Genomic DNA, 16,327 nt, shown 5'->3' with positions numbered 1-16,327 from the left:
CGTGTCCCGGCCAGCACCGAGGCGAGCCCGGACATCCCTGGAGGGAACCCGTGACCGACGCTAGCCACGACCCAGAATCGCACGAGGCGAACGAAGCGGCCGACGAGAACAGCCCGTCGCACGCCGCCGGACGCAGGAGGTGGCGGATCGGACTCGCCGCCACCGCACTGCTTACCGCCGTCGTCCTGGTCACTGGCTTTGTCGCTCCCGGATTCTTTCTCGACGACGAGGTGGCGGGTCAGGCCGATGGTGTGGGCACGGTGGCGCAAGACGAATCGGAGGAGCCCGGTGGCGAGGACGCAGGCGATCAGGACACGGTAAGCGACGACGAGGGTAGCGAGGACGCCGGAACCGGCGGGGATGGTGATGTTTCCGGGGGAGACGGCGCGCGGGTGATCGAGGAGTTTGTCGCCGCCATCAACGGGGGCGAGGTCGACGTGGCGACCGGAATGCTCTGCGAGGAAGAGGATGTCGAACAGATGAACCGGACCAACATCGAGCACGCCGTCAATGAGAGCGCTCAGATCGAGTCGGTCAGCGTCGAGGAAGACCACGCGACCATGGCCAACGCCGAGATCTCCGGAACCCTCACCGGCAACGAGGCCGACGGTAGCGTGTACTCCACGCTCGTCGACGACAGCTGGTGCGTGCAGCTGTTCCTGTTCCTCTGACGGCCTCCCGGCGGTCAGCCGAACAGCGCTGGGAGGGTGCCCTCCCAGGCCTGGCGGAGCTCGTCGAGGGTGAAGGACGCGATGTCCTGGATCTCCAGCCTGCCGGACTCCGGGTCACTCACCCCGGCCTTGCGCCAGGGCAGGCCGCGCGCTGAGCACAGCTCGGTGAACCGCAGTTCCTCGGTGCGTGGCACCGCCACCAGCACCCGGCCCGCGGACTCCGAGAACAACTGCACGAACGGGTCCTGGTCCTCGTCGAGCAGCACACGGGCGCCGGTCTGTCCGATCAGCACGGTCTCCACCAGCGTCTGCGCCAGGCCGCCGCCGGAGACGTCGTGCGCGGCCGAGATCATGCCGTCGCGCGAACCAGCAACCAGGATCTCGGCGAGTAGCTTCTCGCGCCGCAAGTCCACAGCGGGCGGAAGTCCACCGAGGTGGCCGTGGATCACGTCCGCCCAGTCGGAGCCGCCGAACTCGTCGGCGGTCTCGCCGAGCAGCAGCAGCGTCTCGCCCGGCTCGGCACCGATACCGGTCGGGATGCGACGGCGCACATCGTCGATCACCCCGATCACCCCGACCACCGGTGTCGGCAGGATCGCGGTGTCCCCGGTCTGGTTGTAGAAGCTGACGTTGCCGCCGGTTACCGGGATGCCCAGCTCCCGGCAGCCCTCGGCCAGCCCGCGCACCGCCTGCTCGAACTGCCACATCACGCCGGGATCGGTGGCCGAGCCGAAGTTCAGGCAGTTGGTGACCGCCAGCGGCATGGCACCGCCGGTGGCCACGTTGCGGTAGGCCTCGGCCAGCGCCAGCTGCGTACCGGCGTAGGGGTCGAGCTTGACGTAGCGGCCGTTGCAGTCCGTCGCGGCGGCCACGCCACGGCCGGTCTCCTCGTCGATCCGGATCATGCCAGCGTCGGCGGGCTGCGCCAGCACCGTGCCACCACGCACGTAGCGGTCGTACTGATCGGTCACCCAGCTCCGCGAACACAGGTTCGGTGAGGCGATCATGCGCAGCACCGTGTCCCGCAGCTCGGCCGGACCGCTCGGACGCGGCAGTGCGTCCGGGGTGTCGGCCCGCAACGCGTCCTGGGTGGCCGGACGCGCGATCGGTCGGTGGTATTCCGGCCCCTCGTGCGCCAGCGAACCCGGCGGCACGTCCACAACGGTCTCGCCGTGCCAGGTGATCTCCAGCCGCTCGCCGTCGGTGACCTCACCGATCTCGGTCGCCTGCACGTCCCACTTGGCGCACACCCGCAGGAAGGCGTCCATATCCTCCGGCCGGACCACGGCACACATCCGCTCTTGCGATTCGCTGGAGAGCACCTCGGCCGGGGTCATACCCTCGGCCCGCAGCGGCACCCGGTCCAGCGCCACACGCATTCCGCCGTCACCCGCGGAGGCGAGCTCGCTTGTCGCGCAGGACAGCCCGGCACCGCCCAGGTCCTGGATGCCCACGACGAGCTCCTCACGGAACAGTTCGCGGCAGCACTCGATGAGCAGCTTCTCGGTGAACGGATCACCCACCTGCACCGAGGGCAGCTTCTTGCGCCCGGCGCCGGACTCGTCACCGCTGAAGGTCTCCGAGGCCAGCACCGACACCCCGCCGATACCGTCCAGGCCGGTGCGCGCGCCGAACAGCACGACCTTGTTGCCCGTCCCGGATGCGTGGGCCAAATGCAGGTCCTGAGCTCGCATCGCCCCGATACACATCGCGTTGACCAGCGGGTTGCCCTGGTACGAGGGGTCGAAGACGACCTCGCCGCCGATGTTCGGTAGGCCAAGGCAGTTGCCGTAGCCGCTGATACCCGCGACCACGCCGGGCAGCACCCGCTTGGTGTCGGTGGCCTCGGCCGCGCCGAAACGCAGCGAATCCATGATCGCGAGCGGGCGTGCCCCCATCGCAATGATGTCCCGGACGATCCCGCCGACGCCGGTCGCCGCGCCCTGGTATGGCTCCACATAGGACGGATGGTTGTGTGACTCGATCTTGAAGGTGACGGCCCAGCCGTCCCCGATGTCCACCACACCCGCGTTCTCACCGATACCGGCGAGCATCTTGGCCCGCATTTCCTCGGTGGTGTTCTCCTTCCAGTGACGCCAGTGCACCTTGGAGGACTTGTAGGAGCAGTGCTCGCTCCACATCACCGAGTACATCGCCAGCTCCGCCTCGGTCGGCCTGCGACCGAGGATGTCGCGGATGCGTTCGTACTCGTCGTCGGCCAGGCCGAGCTCGGCGTACGGCTGAGGCGCATCCGGGGTCGCCGCAGCGTGGGAGACCGTCTCGACGTGCGGCTGGGTGGAGGTCATGCCGCTCCCTTGACGAAGCTGTCCATGGCGGAAAGAAATATGCCGAGCCCGTCGTCGCTCGGGCCGGTCAGCGCGTCGACGGCGTGCTCGGGATGGGGCATCAGGCCCACGATCCGGCCGGTGTCATCGCAGATCCCCGCGATGTCGCGTCGGGATCCGTTGGGGTTCTCCTCGAGGTACCGGAAGACCACACGCCCCTCGCCTTCCAGCTCGTCGAGCTCCCGCTCGGCGGCCATGTAGGCGCCCTCACCGTTCTTGACCGGCACGAGGATCTCCGCACCGGGCTCGTAGCGGCCGGTCCACGCCGTGGTGGCGCGTTCTACCCGCAGCCACTGGTCGCGGCAGACGAAGTGCAGTTTGTGGTTGCGCACCAGCGCACCGGGCAGCAGCCCTGCCTCGCAGAGGACCTGGAAACCGTTGCAGATCCCCAGTACCGGCATGCCGCCGCGCGCGGCCTCGATGACCCGCTCCATCACCGGCGCGAACCGGGCGATCGCGCCCGCACGCAGGTAGTCGCCGTACGAGAAGCCGCCGGGAAGGATGACGGCGTCGACGCCACGCAGATCGGCGTCGCCATGCCACAGTTCCACGGCCTCGGCGCCCGCGTGTCGGATGGCGCGCACCGTGTCCACGTCGTCCAGGGTGCCGGGGAAGGTGACCGCGCCGATCCTCACGGCTCCACCCGCCGTACCACGTAATCCTCGATCACCGGGTTGGACAGGAAGCCTTCGGCGATCTTGTCGAGCGTGTCGTCGTCGACGGAGTCGTCGACATCGAGCTCGAAGTGCTTCCCCTGGCGGACGTCACGCACACCGCCGAAGCCGAGGCGCGGCAGCGCGTTGGCCACAGCCTGCCCCTGGGGGTCGAGGATCTCCGGTTTGGGCATGACGTCGACGACGACTCTGGCCACGTACTCTCCTGCGTTGTTCGCGGTCGTTCGCGGGATCGGTCACCGGCGGTGCGAACGCGGGCCGGAAACACCGTCAGCCTACCCGAGCTGCATGTTCGCCCTGTGCGAGAGTCGTCGACACGGCGATCTGGATCACGGCAGGGTGACCCGTATGCGACTACTGGTACTGGGTGGGACCGGCTTTCTCGGCGGGGCCGTGGCGCGAGAGGCGACTCGGCGGGGGTACGAGGTGACCTGCACGGCACGGGGCGTGACGGGGGACGCTCCTGCCGGAGCGCGCATGGTCCGGGTCGACAGGAACGAGCCCGGCGCGCTGGCGCCGCTGACCGAGCAGACCTTCGACGCCGTGGTGGACGTGGCGAGCGGATCGTACCCGTGGGTCCGGGAGGCACTTGACGAGCTCGGCGCGCGCACCGGCCACTGGACCTACGTCTCCACGATCAACGTCTACGCGGACACTGCCACGCCCGGCCAATCGCCGGGAGCGGAGGTGCACGCACCGCTGCACGGCACGGCGGCAGCTGCCGACGGCGACCCCAACGCCTACGGCCGGGTGAACGTCGCCTGCGAGGACGAGGTGCGTAACCAGCTCGGTGACCGTGCCTTCGTCGTCCGGCCGGGCCTGATCACGGGCCCCGGGGACACGATGGACCGGTTCGGCTACTGGCCCGCGCGGTTCGCCAGGGGCGGGCGCGTGGTCGTCCCGGATTCCCCCGGGCAGCCCATCCAGTACATCGACGTGCGCGACCTCGCCGCGTGGATCCTCGACGCGGCGCGGTCGGGCCTGGCGGGCACCTTCGACGCGGTCGGGCCGACGATGGCGCTGCTCGACCTGCTCGAAGGGGTCGCCGGTGCCGTCGGCGTGCCCGCCGAGCTGGTCGCGGTGCCGCCTGATGTCCTGGAGCAGGCAGGCATCCAGCCGTGGGGCGGTCCGCGCTCCCTCCCGCTGTGGCTGCCACCCACCCACTACGGGCTGGCCGCCCACGATCCGGCCCCCGCCCGAGAGGCGGGTCTGGCAGTCCGCCCACTCGCCGACGCGGCCACGGCCGCGCTGGACCACGAACGCGCACTCGGCATCGACCGCGAACGGATCGCGGGCATCACCGCCGAGGACGAGCGTGCGGTGCTGGAGGCGCTGGATCGGAGTTCGTGACCGCACGCCACCTCATGCTGCGTGCCGCAGGGCGCGGCGGACCGTTGTGGCGGTCCGGCGGGCCTGGCGCCGCAGCTAAACGAAGCGGCCGGTCACGGTCGGCTGGAAACCGAGATAACCGTCGAACTACAACAAACCCGTCAACCGCATCGCGTTGCGAGCGGTCTCGTCGGCGATGTTCGCGGCCTTCTCCGCACCTTCCGCTAAGATACGATCAAGGTAGGAACGGTCCGCCCGGATCTCGTTATAGCGCTCCTGGATCGCGCTCACATGCTCGATCACGACCTCAGCGAGGGCCTTCTTGAGCACCCCGTAGCCTTTTCCCTCGAACTCGGCGAGCGAGTCTTCGCGGGTGGTATCAGTGAGCGCCTCGTGCAGCACCAGCAGGTTCTCGACACCCGCCCCCAGACCGTCGCCCCGCACCTCGGTCCCGGAGTCGGTGACCGAACGCATGATCGTCTTACGGATCTTGTTCGGTGGATCGAGCAGGCCGACCGCGTGGCCGTCACGGCTTTCGGCGAGACTCTTGCTCATCTTGACGTTCGGGTCATCCAACCCCATGATCCGGGCGCCGCTCGTGCGGATCATGGGCTCAGGAATGCTGAAAGCTTCCCCGAACATACTGTTGAATCGCTGCGCGATGTTACGCGTCAGTTCGATGTGCTGGCGCTGGTCGTCGCCAACCGGGACGAAGTCCGGCTGGTAGAGAAGAATGTCAGCAGCCATCAGGCTGGGGTAGGTGAGCAGACCGGCGCTGGGGTTGGCACGGTCTGACTTCGACTTGTACTGCGTCATCCGTTCGAGCCAGCCGATCGGCGTCACGCAGTTGAATATCCAGGCCAGTGAGGCGTGCGCCGGTACTCGCGACTGGAGGAACAGCACGGACTTGTCGACGTCGAGACCGCACGCCACGTACAGCGCCACGATCTCGGTAACACGTTCACGCAGCGCATCGGGCTGAATGTTCTCCGGGATCGTCAGCGCGTGCAGGTCGGCAATGAAGAAGTAGTTCTCGAATCGGTCCTGTTCCCGCGCCCAAACACTCAGCGCGCCGATGTAGTTACCGATGTGCAGCTTGCCTGTCGCTGTGATGCCGGACAGGACACGCGGCCTCGTCGCGGCGGCTTCCGATGACATGTGATCCTCAAAGTTACGAGCGGTGTGCCTACTACTCCCACCGCAGCTTAGCGGGCAGGGTCCGGAGACAACCGCTGGCCTTCCGTTGGTGCAGCCATGGCCGCGGCGATGGCCTCCTCCGTCACGTCGAAGCGGCGCGCGAGGTCGGCGTAGGCGCCGACACAGCTCGGGCGGCCTTCCCTCGTCCTCGTCACGATCATCTCCAAGACACTCGTTCCTATCTCTTCCGGTGTCTCGCTGCGATACCACGTCACGGCGACCAACCCCACACGTCGGCCACGGCGCGTCGTTCCTCGGAGGCTTCGGCGGCGTATCTCTGATCTTCCTCGCGCCATTCATCCCAACCCGTGTGTGCGGTTGTGAAACCCGTGTTCTGCCGCGTAAGTATCTGGTCGTCATCCCCGAGCAGTCGCATCAGACGGCGGTCGTGCATACGTCGTGCGGTCTCGAGGAGCGCACGACAGTTCGGGCCATCGAAGGTGTCGTGGCGCGATCCCATGCACGACAGTGTGTAGCTTACGCCGAGGAAGCGTCGCTCATCCTCGGAAACATTATGTGTTCCGGAGTGAAGCAGATTGTTATGTATTACGACCACGTCACCAGGAGAACACGAGACAATCCGCTCCTGCGAATGCGGCTCGGTGAGTTCAGTCGTCGCTATCTCGACCGGATTCCGGTGACTTCCCGGAATCACCCTCAACGGTCCTGTCTTGAGATCCATATCTTGTAAGTAGACAAAGACGATCACCGCAAGCGGACGCGTGAAAGTTCCGACGGGAAACGAGCCGAATCGATCGCGATGCCAGCAGACGACGCCATTATAGTATTCCGGCGATCGAGGCTCACTCGTGTGGAGCACGACACTATCGAGCTGCACGAACGGTCCCAGGATCGAATCCGCCAGTCCGAGGATCGCCCGATGTGCGACGACTTTGAGGATGGCACGAGGATATCGCTCCAACAGATCTCCGACCACGACGGGGCGCTCGGTGCTCCCGTTAACGAAACACCAGTCGCGCTCAGCGTCGTCTCGTAGCTGACGGAAATTCGCGATCTCCTCGCGACTGAACACGCCACGGATAATGTGGTAGCCGTCACGAATGAACGTTCCAGGTGCACCGCTCATGGCTTCCTGCCATCGTACTTGATTGCGCCCGTGGTTCCGTCGACCTCAACCGGTTGACCATCATCGACGCATCCGAGCCCTTCGACACCGACGACACACGGGAGCGCGTAGTCGCGGGCGAGGGAGGCAAGGTGGCCGAAGGGGCTTCCGGTAGCGATGATAAAACCGCTGGCTGCTGGTGCGGCATAGCTCCAGACGGCTCCGCTGCCTGCCGCGAGAACGACGTCGCCGGGCTCAACGTTAGCCAGGTCGGCCTGTCGTTCTACGCGCCGAAGTGGTCCCCGTCCCGCGCCCGGCGATGCGGGGCATCCCACACTACGGCCCTCACCGTCATCGCCGTTGCAAGCGCTTGAAGTGAAGACACGCCGCATGCGCCGGGCCACGGGGCCGTCTCCAAGCGGGTCGTTGTCGCTCGTAGGGTTCGTGGCCATGTTCGGTTGGAGGTCGAACTCGGCACACTCCGCTCGGCGCTGTTGCGTGCGGTCGTCGTCGCGGTCGTGGTTCCGCACCTCGTGCGGTCGTAGATACAACAAGTCTTCCGGGGCGGCGAGCAGGCCTCGATCGACAAGACGCGAGCCCAGTCGATGAACCAACTGGCGCATGGCGTGCGGCAATCGTGCGTGTATTAACGGTGCGTGATCCTCGGTCAACCGCACGGCCTGTCGAGCGCGATCATGTAACTCATTGAATCTTTCGAGGACGGCAACAGGCTTGCGCGCGAGGGTTCGCTTGATGCGATTCCATCTGCGTCCGCGACGTCGAGATGATTGGACGACCAGTTCTCGAGGGCTACGGCCGCACCGAGCGTACAGTTCGGCCAACAACCTTGGGACTTGTTGGCTCTCCAACCAGCCTGGACATGCCAAACCGTAGCCCTCGCCTTCCTGCGCTAAGGGCGGAAGATCACACTTGTTCGAACGATAGTCCCACAAGCGCGTCGCGATACGGGTAGTGGCGTTGCTTCGGCCCGCCAGTAATGTCAACGCCTCCAACTCGGAGCCCGTGATGTCCTCGGCGGTCGCGAACTCGCAGAACTCCACTATGGCCAGACGTGCTGGCAGTATCAACGTGTGATGTTGAAACGTCACGGTCGTCATGCGCGCCGTCGTCGCTCGGAGTACGTCAGATACGCCGCCTGGGGTCACCGCGTCTGCCGCGCTGAAGAACTGTTCGTATCGCAGCGCGGTTGGTCGTACGCGACGACGCCAATCGACCCGAAGCTCTGTGTGCATCCATTGGCCGACCTCCTCTGGCATGTCGGGAGCAGTCGTCATAACGCTGTCCAGCCGTCCGTTTCGCGAACGAACCGCCACACGGATATGTCGTCCAAGCATGCTGGACAGCGCTTGACCGAAGCCGTCAGCGAACGAACACGCCTGGAGGTCAAATTCCAGCGGCGTTATCGGTAGTGGCATCGTGTTCGTTTCCCAGCCTGCCACTTCGTGTACCGACGGCGGGTAAATCAACTCAACGGAGCAGTCAGAATCGACTTCGCGTTGGGCTCCTCGGTCCATCAGTCCTCATGAAGCACTGGGTCCGGTGCGGTGATGCCGCTTACCACAGTGTGGTACTCAAGCGAGAGGTTCGTCTCCTCGGCATCGAGTACGTTGATGAAGGACTTCCGGACCTGGTTTGTCGCGCAGCAAGTCCAATCGGCGTTCCGGTCGTCATCCAGTGGCGTGTAACGACCCTCGACGCCTACCGGGATGATTTCGCCGGACGCGGACGTGAACGTCGTGGACGAGTAGGAACGGACCTCGTGGCGCCCGACCGGCACCATCATCTCGGTAAAACCATCGTCCACACCGACGATCTCGGGTAGTCCGACTGTTCCGTCGACCACGCCCGTGGCGGTCATCGTGCCCGTCGTCTCATCCAACCGGATCTCGTAGTTGTAGTCGTACGCCCCGTAAGGGCCGAATGTGAAACGCCGTGCGCATCGGTAGCGCCCGCCCGAGAGAGTGAGCATGTTGACTCCTCCGTCCTGCTCGATAGCGAACGTCGGTGTCGAACAACAACCGGTCCAAAGCGCCGCGCAGTAAACGGTGAAACCGTCGGGGATCGTGGAGAAGTTGAAGTTCATTGCCAGCGTTCCCCGGTCGAACGAACCGAGTCCACCACCCGACACCGTGACAATCTCACCGTTGATCATCCCCGCACAGCTGATGGTCAGGTTGACCTCGTTCATACAAGCATCCTTCCCCACAGTGAGCTACTAGTAGTAGTATTTACATTACTGAACGAAGTGGCGATTTGTCGACGGCCACAATCCGCATGGAGCAACGCCGCAGTCGCGATCGCTCGACGATGCCCCGCGTCACGGAACTCCGTGAGAGTAGCCAGCCGGACACATCTCAACTCTCGTCCGCAGCCGAATCGTCCAGTTCCGGGGTGGCGGCGTCCGGGTCGAACCAGACCAGCCGCGCGGTGATGTGACTGCCGAAGCCGAACCCGCGCAACGCCTCCTCGGGCGTGTTGAGCTTCATCCGCAGTGCACCGTCGATACTGACGACCTCGGCGCGCTCGGCGAAGGCCAGGCCCCAACCGGCGATGCGGGCATCCACCCGCCGCCCGTACTCCTCCACCACCGCGAACAGGCGCGGGGCCTCGTCGGCGACGATGCTGGCCAGGATCTCGGCGAACCTCTCCTCGTCACACAGCGGCGGCTTCCCGGACGGGTCCGGCACGAGCACATCGAGCGGGTGCGCCCCAGCATTCATCGCGTCCGTGGACTCGGCCATCACAGCACCCTTCCCTCTCGATCGGCGTGTTGGTGCCAGCATACACCGGAAATTCCGATAGCAATGTCACTAATATAAAGTTCACTCTCGTGGGGCAGCGTTGGTGTCAGCACTTCCGATAGGGCAGACTGTGCGCCGTGACCGACACAGACCCGGGACCGGTCGTACAGCGCATCCTGCTCGGCGCGGAAATCCGCGACGCCAGGGAACGCGCGGGCCTGTCCACCTCAGCGGCCACCAAGCAACTCGGGTGGTACACCGGAAAGCTCTCCAAGGTCGAGCAGGGCGATAAGGGTGTCACCGACCGGGACCTGGCCAAGCTCGTGTCCGTCTTCGGCATCGAGGCGGACCGCGCGAGCGTGCTCAAGAAGCTCGCCACCGAGGCGCGGCGCAAGCTCCCACCAGCCCGCGTGCCCGAGTGGGCCACCAAGTACGTCAACCTCGAAGCCGCCGCGACCGAGGTCAAGATCTTCCTCGCCGACAGCTTCCCTGGCACGGTGCAGACGGTCGACTATGCCCGCGCGATGCTGAGCAGTGCGGTCGGCACGGCGCGATCCGAGGTGGAACCCCGGGCCGAGGAGCGGGCCGCACGGATCGAGAGGCTGATGCGCGGGGAACCGACGCGACTCTGGGTGGTCGTCGGCGAGGAGGCGCTGCACCGCGAGATCGGCGGCAGGGCCGTACTGCGCGGGCAGCTGGAGCACGTCCGGGCGCTGGCGGGCGAGCCCAACGTCACCGTGCAGGTCGTGCCCTTCGACGGCGGCGCCTACCCCAGCCACGGAGTCTGCTTCACGATCGTCACGTTGCTCGAGGGTCGGCCGGGCATCGTCTACATCGAGGCGCTGACCGGCAGCGACTACCTCGGCCGCGAGCACGTGCGGGTCTACGACCTCGCCTATGACACACTACGGGCGGCCGCGTTGAGCCCGCAGCGCACGCTGGAACTGCTCGACCGGCGCATCAAGGAGCTGTCCATGTAGGCGTGGGAAGGGCGACGACGTGCTGATGCCGGAGCCGAAAGACCTGCGGTGGCGGAAGTCCAGCTTCAGCGAGGGAGCCCAAACCTGTGTCGAGGTGGCCTTCGCGGCGGACGGTGGACGCTGGCTCCGGGACACCAAGGACCGTCACGGCGGCGCGCACCACATCACCGCCGAGCAGTGGGACGCCTTGCTGGCGGGCATGCGCCACGGCCGACTCGCCTGATCCGTCCCCACCCGACGCACTCCGCCCGCAGGCGGGCCGCCAGTGCGCGGTCGCGGAAAATCCGTTGAGGCGTCCGGCACGCTACGAGTAGCTTCCGGAGCATGAGCACATCCGGGTTCGTTTGACCCATGCGCCGCCCGGCCAGCAGCAGGACCGAGGACAACGGTCGTCGCTTCCGGTTGCGTACGCCGCTGCGCACCCGACCATGGCTGGCCACCACCTCGGCGATCGCCGGTGCCTTCACGCTGCTGCCGGGCGCGGCCCTGCCCTTCGTCGTCGGCGTGGCCATCGACGACGGCATCGCCGCTGGGGATGCCCAGACGCTGGGGATGTGGATCGCCGTGGTCGCGGCACTCGCCCTGCTCCAGGCCTGCGCCACTGGCGTGTCCGCCTGGGCCTCGCACACCATGTGGGTGCACGGCTCGGCCAGCGCGCAGCACGCGCTGGTCACAGCGGTGACCGAACTGGGGGCGGACCTGCCCCGGCAGGTGCCGACGGGTGACGTCGTCGCCATGGGCTCCGAGGACGTCTACCAGACCGGTAACGCCATGGAGCTGTTCGGACGAGCGGCAGGGGCGGTGATCACCTTCGGCGCGCTCGGCGCCGCACTCATCACGATCTCCCCGCTGCTCGGCACCGTCGCGATGGTGGGTGTTCCGCTCGCCGTGGTAGGTATCGGCCCGCTGATGCGGCCGCTGGTGCGCAGGAAGGAAGCCCAGCGCGAGCGAGCGGCCGAGGTCAACGCCATGGGAGCCGACATCGTGTCGGGGCTGCGCATCCTGCGCGGGATCGGCGGGGAAGCGCCATTCCGCGAACGGTTCGTCCGCACCAGCCGCGAGGTGCTCCGCGCCGGGCTGCGCGTCGGCAAGGTGCAGTCCTGGCTGGCCTCGGCCGAGGTCGCGCTGCCCGGTCTGGTAACCGTCGCGGTGACCTGGCTGGGCGCGCGGCTGGCGCTGGACGGCACCATCTCCACCGGCGAGCTGATCGCCTTCTACGGGGCGTCAGCGTTCCTCGTCGTGCCGGTGAAGGCCGCCACGGAAGCGGCGGAGGAGTTCGCCTCGGCGATCGTGGCGGTCCGCAAGGTCGACAGCCTCGTCCGGCGAAGCCGATCACACGGCGAACCTGCCGACCCGCTCCCACTGCCACCGGGGCCGCTGGCTGTGACCGACGAGCATGATCACCTGCCTGCGGGCAGGTTGAGCGTGCTGCCGCCCGACCGGGCTCGCGCGGAACGGCTCGCGGGCGTCGAACCGGGCGCGGTGCGCATCGGCGGGATCGACATCGCCCGCGTGCGCCACCACGAGCTGCGCCGCCGCGTCGTCCTGGTGCTCGGCGACGACCTGTGGTTCTCCGGCCCGGTCGGTACCGAACTGGCCGCGGGCGACCGCGTGGACGTGGCGCGGGCCGTCGCCGCCGCAGACGCGACCGACATCATCGACGCGTTCCCCGACGGCTACGCCGAGATCGTCAGCGAGCGCGGCCGGTCGGTGTCCGGAGGTCAGCGACAACGCCTGATCCTGGCGCGGGCGCTCACGCTCGACCCGGACGTGTTGATCCTCGACGAGCCCACCTCCGCGGTGGACGCGCACAGCGAGGCCCGCATCGCCGAGCGGGTGGCGCAGCTGCGGAGCGGGCGCACCACCGTGGTGCTCACCGGAAGCGAGCTGTGGCGGCAGGCGGCAGCGCACGCCCCGAACGCTCCCGCCAACGACCGGGAGGTGAGCCGATGATCCCGGCACCGCTGCCGCTGGCGAACAGCAGGGACGTGCGGCGGTGGCTGCGCGGCGTCGCGCGTGCCCACCGGCGGCTGTTCGTCACCATGCTCACCTGGTTCATCCTCGCCGCCACCTGCGGATTGGCGGGACCCCAGATACTCGGGCTGATCGTCGACACCGTCGCGGGTGAGACCGAGCTGCCCGTCGACGCGCTCGCGCTCGCCTTCCTCGGCATCCTGATCGTGCAGGCTGTGCTGAGCAAGATGGCGCACATGCGGGCCGCCACGTTCGGCGAGCACGTGCTCGCGACCGCCCGCGAGGAGTTCGTCGGGCGCGCGCTGGCCATGCCGGTCGGCACGATCGAAGCCGCAGGCACGGGCGACCTGCTCAGCAGGGCGACCACCGACGTGGACCGCATCGAGTACGCCGCGCGCTACGCGGCGCCGCAGATCCTCACCTCGACCGTCACCGTCACGCTGACCGCCGGCGCCGTGATCGCCACCTCGCCGCTGCTCGCGGTCGGGATGCTGGTCGCGATCCCGGTCATCGTGTTGACTACCCGCTGGTACCTGCCGCGCGCGCTGCCCGTCGTCGAGCAGCTCCTGTCCGGCTGGGGCGCCGTGCAGGCCAGCACCACCGAATCGGTGCACGGTGCGCGCACCATCGAGACGCTAGGCCAGGCGGCGCGACGGGCCGAGCTCAACCGGCGCGCCGTCGCGGCGGCACGCGACGAGGAGTACGCCCACCGGGGCCTGCTCATACGCTGGCTGTCCTGTCTGGAGCTGTCCTACCTGCTGCCGGTCGTGGTGATCCTGCCGCTCGGCGGGTGGGCCTACGATGCCGGGCACGTCAGCCTCGGCACGATCACCACGGTGGTGCTCTACCTGCTGGCGATGGGCGGCCCGCTGAACGAGCTACTGCTCTGGGTGGAGGAGCTGCAAATCGGCAACACCGCGCTGCGCAGGATTCTTGGTGTGCGGCAGACCCCTGCCCCCGCCGGCCATCCAGACGGCAACCCGCACGGCGAGGACAGCGACAAGGGCACAGCTACGGCACCCGGTTGCCACGACCTGCTCCTGCACGAGGTGCGGTTCTCCTACCGTCCCGGTCACGAGGTGCTGCACGGCATCACGCTGGCGGTGCCGAAAGGCGAGCACCTGGCGGTGGTCGGGCCGTCCGGATCCGGCAAGTCCACGCTGGCCCGGCTGCTGGCGGGCCTGGCCGAGCCGGACTCGGGAACGGTGTGTATCGGCGGCTCCGGTATCGACGGGTGGTCGCGCGAGGCTCTGCGGCGCGAGCTGGTGCTGCTGACCCAGGAGCATCACGTGTTCGCCGCAAGCCTGCGGGACAACCTCGCCCTCACCGACCGCGAGTGCCCCGATGAGCGGCTGCTGGCAGCGCTCGAGGTGGTCAGCGCGGGCGAGTGGGTCACCACGCTGCCGCACGGGCTGGACACGGTGCTCGGCCCCGGGGCGCACCCGGTGACGCCGGACCTGGCGCAGCGGATCGCGCTGGCCCGTGTGGTGCTGGCCGACCCGCCGATCGTGGTGCTCGACGAAGCCATGGCCGCACTCGGCAACGGGGACAGCCGCGAGCTGGAGCGGTCGCTTGGCGCCGCGCTCGCCAGGCGCACCATCATTTCCATCACGCACCGGCTGGCCACCGCGCGCGAGGCCGACCGCATCCTGGTGCTGCACGACGGCGAGGTCGCCGAACTCGGCAGCCACGCCGAGCTCATGGCCGCAGGCGGCTCCTACGCCAGGCTGGTCGACGCCGCGGGGTGAGCGGCCCGCCTGCCGCAGCGGTCACTTCCTACCGTGCAGGTACGACATCACCTTGGAGACCAGCTGCTCGGTCTTCTCGGTGCGGGTGAAGCTGGTCAGCGGGATCGGCGCGGGGAAGCGCTGCCTGGCGATCGCCTTGGGGCGCGCGAACTCGCGCAGGCCCTCCGGACCGTGGATCCGCCCGAAACCGGAATCGCCGAGCCCGCCGAACGGCAGCGAAGCGATACCCGCGAAGCTCAGCGGCGCGTTGATGGCGGTGGCGCCGGTGCGCAGCTTCCTCGCGATCTCGGTGCCCCGCGACCGCGAGAAGACCGTCGAGCCGAGACCGTAGCTGGAATCGTTGGCCTTGGCCACCGCCTCGTCCATGTCGCGCACCTTCGCGACCGTCACCGTCGGGCCGAACGTCTCCTCCCGCACCGCCGACGAGTCCTCCGGCACCTCCACGAGCACGGTCGGTTGCACGCACCGATCACCGATAGCTTCCATGCCGCCGGTCAGTGCCCGGCCGCCCCTGGCGAGCGCGTCGGCGATGTGCTTGCGGATCACCTCGATCTGCGAGCGCATCGTCATCGGCCCGTACTGCGCCCGCGAGTCGGCGCCACCCCTGACCTGCTTGGTCTTCTCCAGCACCCGAGCGAGGTACTCGTCGTAGACCTGCTCGTGCACGTACGCCCGCTCGATCCCGACACAGGTCTGGCCCGCGTTGGCGAAGGCGCCCCACACGGTGGCGTCGGCGGCCGCGTCGACGTCCGCGTCGGCGTCGACCAGGATCGGGTCCTTGCCGCCTCCCTCGATCAGCACCGGGGTGAGCCGTTCGGCAGCGGCCGCCATGATCTTCTTTCCGGTGGCGGCGGATCCGGTGAACGCGATCTTGTCGACACCACCCCGGACCAGCGCATCCCCGGTCTCGCCGAAGCCGGTGATCAGTTGCAGTACGGGGTGCTCCGGCACGACCTCGGCGAAGGCCTCGACCAGCCAACGGCCGACCCCCGGTGTGTACTCGCTCGGTTTGAACACCACGGCGTTGCCCGCCGCCAGCGCGTAGGTGACCGAGCCGAGCGGGGTGTAGACGGGGTAGTTCCACGGGCCGATGATGCCGACCACCCCGTACGGCTGGTACTCCACCGTCGCGTCGTTGTTGGACAGCAGCAGCCCCGGCGCGCGGTGCTTGCGGCCGAGCACCCTACGGGCGTTGCGGGCGGCCCAATCAATGTGCTCGATGGCCAGCACGGCCTCCAGCTGGGCGTCGCCGAGCGGTTTGCCGGTCTCGGCGCGCACCACCTCGGCCAGCTCATCCATGCGGCGGGTGAGCACACCCTTCCAGCGGCGCAGCCGTTCCCCCCTGCCCGCGTAGCCGAGGGCGTCCCACCAGACGGCGGCATCGCGTGCCCTGGAGATCGCGGCGCGCACGTCCTCGGGGGTGTGCATCGGATAGGTGCCCACCACATCGTCGGTGGCCGGGTTCAACGAGTCGAACGTCTCGGCCACCGTGCCCTGTTCAGCTGCCATGCTGGTCATCTGCTGCCTCCGTCAGCTCGGCTCGCTTCAAGCCTACGCACCTGCTGGCATATCGCCAACAGC

At 67.8% G+C, this 16,327-nt stretch carries 16 protein-coding genes; 6 read left to right on the top strand and 10 right to left on the bottom strand.

Annotated elements, in window-relative coordinates; genetic code table 11:
• The first annotated feature begins 50 nt into the window (after nucleotides 1-50).
• A complete protein-coding gene (locus tag F8178_RS01755) occupies nucleotides 51-671 on the top strand; it encodes a hypothetical protein (RefSeq protein WP_317492799.1) in 621 nt (206 codons plus the stop codon).
• A 14-nt stretch (nucleotides 672-685) separates the two neighbouring features.
• Here the strand turns inward: F8178_RS01755 and purL are convergent, their stop codons facing one another.
• Genes purL through purS form a run of 3 tightly spaced genes read right to left on the bottom strand, consistent with a single transcriptional unit; the run spans nucleotide 686 to nucleotide 3,887 of the window.
• Nucleotides 686-2,977, bottom strand: coding sequence for a phosphoribosylformylglycinamidine synthase subunit PurL (gene purL / locus F8178_RS01750; protein ID WP_317492798.1), 2,292 nt, complete (start codon nucleotides 2,975-2,977; stop codon nucleotides 686-688).
• The gene (gene purQ, locus F8178_RS01745; protein WP_317492797.1) at nucleotides 2,974-3,651 is read right to left on the bottom strand and encodes a phosphoribosylformylglycinamidine synthase subunit PurQ; all 678 of its coding nucleotides are present in this window, start codon (nucleotides 3,649-3,651) and stop codon (nucleotides 2,974-2,976) included. Before purQ ends, purL begins: the two co-directional genes overlap by 4 nt.
• Complete coding sequence (purS, locus tag F8178_RS01740) at nucleotides 3,648-3,887, bottom strand: phosphoribosylformylglycinamidine synthase subunit PurS (protein ID WP_317492796.1); 240 nt, start codon at nucleotides 3,885-3,887, stop codon at nucleotides 3,648-3,650. Before purS ends, purQ begins: the two co-directional genes overlap by 4 nt.
• Nucleotides 3,888-4,038: 151 nt before the next feature.
• Between purS and F8178_RS01735 the strand changes: the two genes are divergently transcribed.
• Nucleotides 4,039-5,040, top strand: a complete 1,002-nt coding sequence (locus F8178_RS01735; protein WP_317492795.1) for an NAD-dependent epimerase/dehydratase family protein — start codon at nucleotides 4,039-4,041, stop codon at nucleotides 5,038-5,040.
• Between the two features lie 126 nt (nucleotides 5,041-5,166).
• On the opposite strand, the gene trpS is transcribed toward F8178_RS01735, so the two are convergent.
• The 6 genes from trpS to F8178_RS01705 form a co-directional block, all read right to left on the bottom strand.
• On the bottom strand, nucleotides 5,167-6,177 hold the full coding sequence (gene trpS / locus F8178_RS01730; protein ID WP_317492794.1) for a tryptophan--tRNA ligase: 1,011 nt from the start codon (nucleotides 6,175-6,177) through the stop codon (nucleotides 5,167-5,169).
• A 47-nt stretch (nucleotides 6,178-6,224) separates the two neighbouring features.
• Entirely contained in the window at nucleotides 6,225-6,371 is a 147-nt protein-coding gene (locus F8178_RS01725; RefSeq protein WP_317492793.1) for a hypothetical protein, read from the bottom strand.
• A 56-nt stretch (nucleotides 6,372-6,427) separates the two neighbouring features.
• Nucleotides 6,428-7,303, bottom strand: a complete 876-nt coding sequence (locus F8178_RS01720) for a phytanoyl-CoA dioxygenase family protein (protein WP_317492792.1) — start codon at nucleotides 7,301-7,303, stop codon at nucleotides 6,428-6,430.
• Complete coding sequence (locus F8178_RS01715; protein ID WP_317492791.1) at nucleotides 7,300-8,817, bottom strand: PEP-utilizing enzyme; 1,518 nt, start codon at nucleotides 8,815-8,817, stop codon at nucleotides 7,300-7,302. Before F8178_RS01715 ends, F8178_RS01720 begins: the two co-directional genes overlap by 4 nt.
• Nucleotides 8,817-9,491 (bottom strand): hypothetical protein, encoded by a 675-nt coding sequence (locus F8178_RS01710; RefSeq protein WP_317492790.1) that lies wholly within the window; start codon nucleotides 9,489-9,491, stop codon nucleotides 8,817-8,819. The genes F8178_RS01715 and F8178_RS01710 overlap by 1 nt, the downstream gene beginning before the upstream one ends.
• Before the next feature lie 166 nt (nucleotides 9,492-9,657).
• On the bottom strand, nucleotides 9,658-10,044 hold the full coding sequence (locus F8178_RS01705) for a hypothetical protein (RefSeq protein WP_317492789.1): 387 nt from the start codon (nucleotides 10,042-10,044) through the stop codon (nucleotides 9,658-9,660).
• 137 nt (nucleotides 10,045-10,181) lie between these two features.
• On the opposite strand from F8178_RS01705, the gene F8178_RS01700 reads away from it, so the two are divergent.
• The 4 genes from F8178_RS01700 to F8178_RS01685 all read left to right on the top strand — a co-directional run bounded on the left by F8178_RS01700 (nucleotide 10,182) and on the right by F8178_RS01685 (nucleotide 14,746).
• Nucleotides 10,182-11,024, top strand: a complete 843-nt coding sequence (locus F8178_RS01700) for a helix-turn-helix transcriptional regulator (RefSeq protein ID WP_317492788.1) — start codon at nucleotides 10,182-10,184, stop codon at nucleotides 11,022-11,024.
• A 25-nt stretch (nucleotides 11,025-11,049) separates the two neighbouring features.
• Nucleotides 11,050-11,247 carry a DUF397 domain-containing protein gene (locus tag F8178_RS01695; RefSeq protein ID WP_317492787.1) on the top strand — a complete coding sequence of 66 codons (198 nt, stop codon included), beginning with the start codon at nucleotides 11,050-11,052 and terminating at the stop codon, nucleotides 11,245-11,247.
• Nucleotides 11,248-11,375: 128 nt separating this feature from the next.
• Entirely contained in the window at nucleotides 11,376-12,977 is a 1,602-nt protein-coding gene (locus tag F8178_RS01690) for an ABC transporter ATP-binding protein (RefSeq protein WP_317492786.1), read from the top strand.
• Nucleotides 12,974-14,746, top strand: coding sequence for an ABC transporter ATP-binding protein (locus tag F8178_RS01685; RefSeq protein ID WP_317492785.1), 1,773 nt, complete (start codon nucleotides 12,974-12,976; stop codon nucleotides 14,744-14,746). The genes F8178_RS01690 and F8178_RS01685 overlap by 4 nt, the downstream gene beginning before the upstream one ends.
• A gap of 21 nt (nucleotides 14,747-14,767) precedes the next feature.
• Here the strand turns inward: F8178_RS01685 and F8178_RS01680 are convergent, their stop codons facing one another.
• Nucleotides 14,768-16,264 (bottom strand): aldehyde dehydrogenase family protein, encoded by a 1,497-nt coding sequence (locus F8178_RS01680; protein ID WP_317492784.1) that lies wholly within the window; start codon nucleotides 16,262-16,264, stop codon nucleotides 14,768-14,770.
• Nucleotides 16,265-16,327 lie beyond the last annotated feature (63 nt).

The organism is Haloechinothrix sp. LS1_15 (assembly GCF_033042135.1).
Taxonomy (GTDB): Bacteria; Actinomycetota; Actinomycetes; order Mycobacteriales; family Pseudonocardiaceae; genus Haloechinothrix.
The sequence above is the reverse complement of the archived record's forward strand: the minus strand, read 5'-3'. Positions and strand labels throughout refer to the sequence as shown.

Coding starts and splice junctions, on each gene's coding strand:
- purL (WP_317492798.1), bottom strand. CDS start 2,977: ATGACCTCCACCCAGCCGCACGTCGAGACGGTCTCCCACGCTGCGGCG.
- F8178_RS01735 (WP_317492795.1), top strand. CDS start 4,039: ATGCGACTACTGGTACTGGGTGGGACCGGCTTTCTCGGCGGGGCCGTG.
- trpS (WP_317492794.1), bottom strand. CDS start 6,177: ATGTCATCGGAAGCCGCCGCGACGAGGCCGCGTGTCCTGTCCGGCATC.
- F8178_RS01720 (WP_317492792.1), bottom strand. CDS start 7,303: ATGAGCGGTGCACCTGGAACGTTCATTCGTGACGGCTACCACATTATC.
- F8178_RS01715 (WP_317492791.1), bottom strand. CDS start 8,817: ATGGACCGAGGAGCCCAACGCGAAGTCGATTCTGACTGCTCCGTTGAG.
- F8178_RS01710 (WP_317492790.1), bottom strand. CDS start 9,491: ATGAACGAGGTCAACCTGACCATCAGCTGTGCGGGGATGATCAACGGT.
- F8178_RS01705 (WP_317492789.1), bottom strand. CDS start 10,044: ATGGCCGAGTCCACGGACGCGATGAATGCTGGGGCGCACCCGCTCGAT.
- F8178_RS01695 (WP_317492787.1), top strand. CDS start 11,050: ATGCCGGAGCCGAAAGACCTGCGGTGGCGGAAGTCCAGCTTCAGCGAG.
- F8178_RS01690 (WP_317492786.1), top strand. CDS start 11,376: ATGCGCCGCCCGGCCAGCAGCAGGACCGAGGACAACGGTCGTCGCTTC.
- F8178_RS01685 (WP_317492785.1), top strand. CDS start 12,974: ATGATCCCGGCACCGCTGCCGCTGGCGAACAGCAGGGACGTGCGGCGG.
- F8178_RS01680 (WP_317492784.1), bottom strand. CDS start 16,264: ATGACCAGCATGGCAGCTGAACAGGGCACGGTGGCCGAGACGTTCGAC.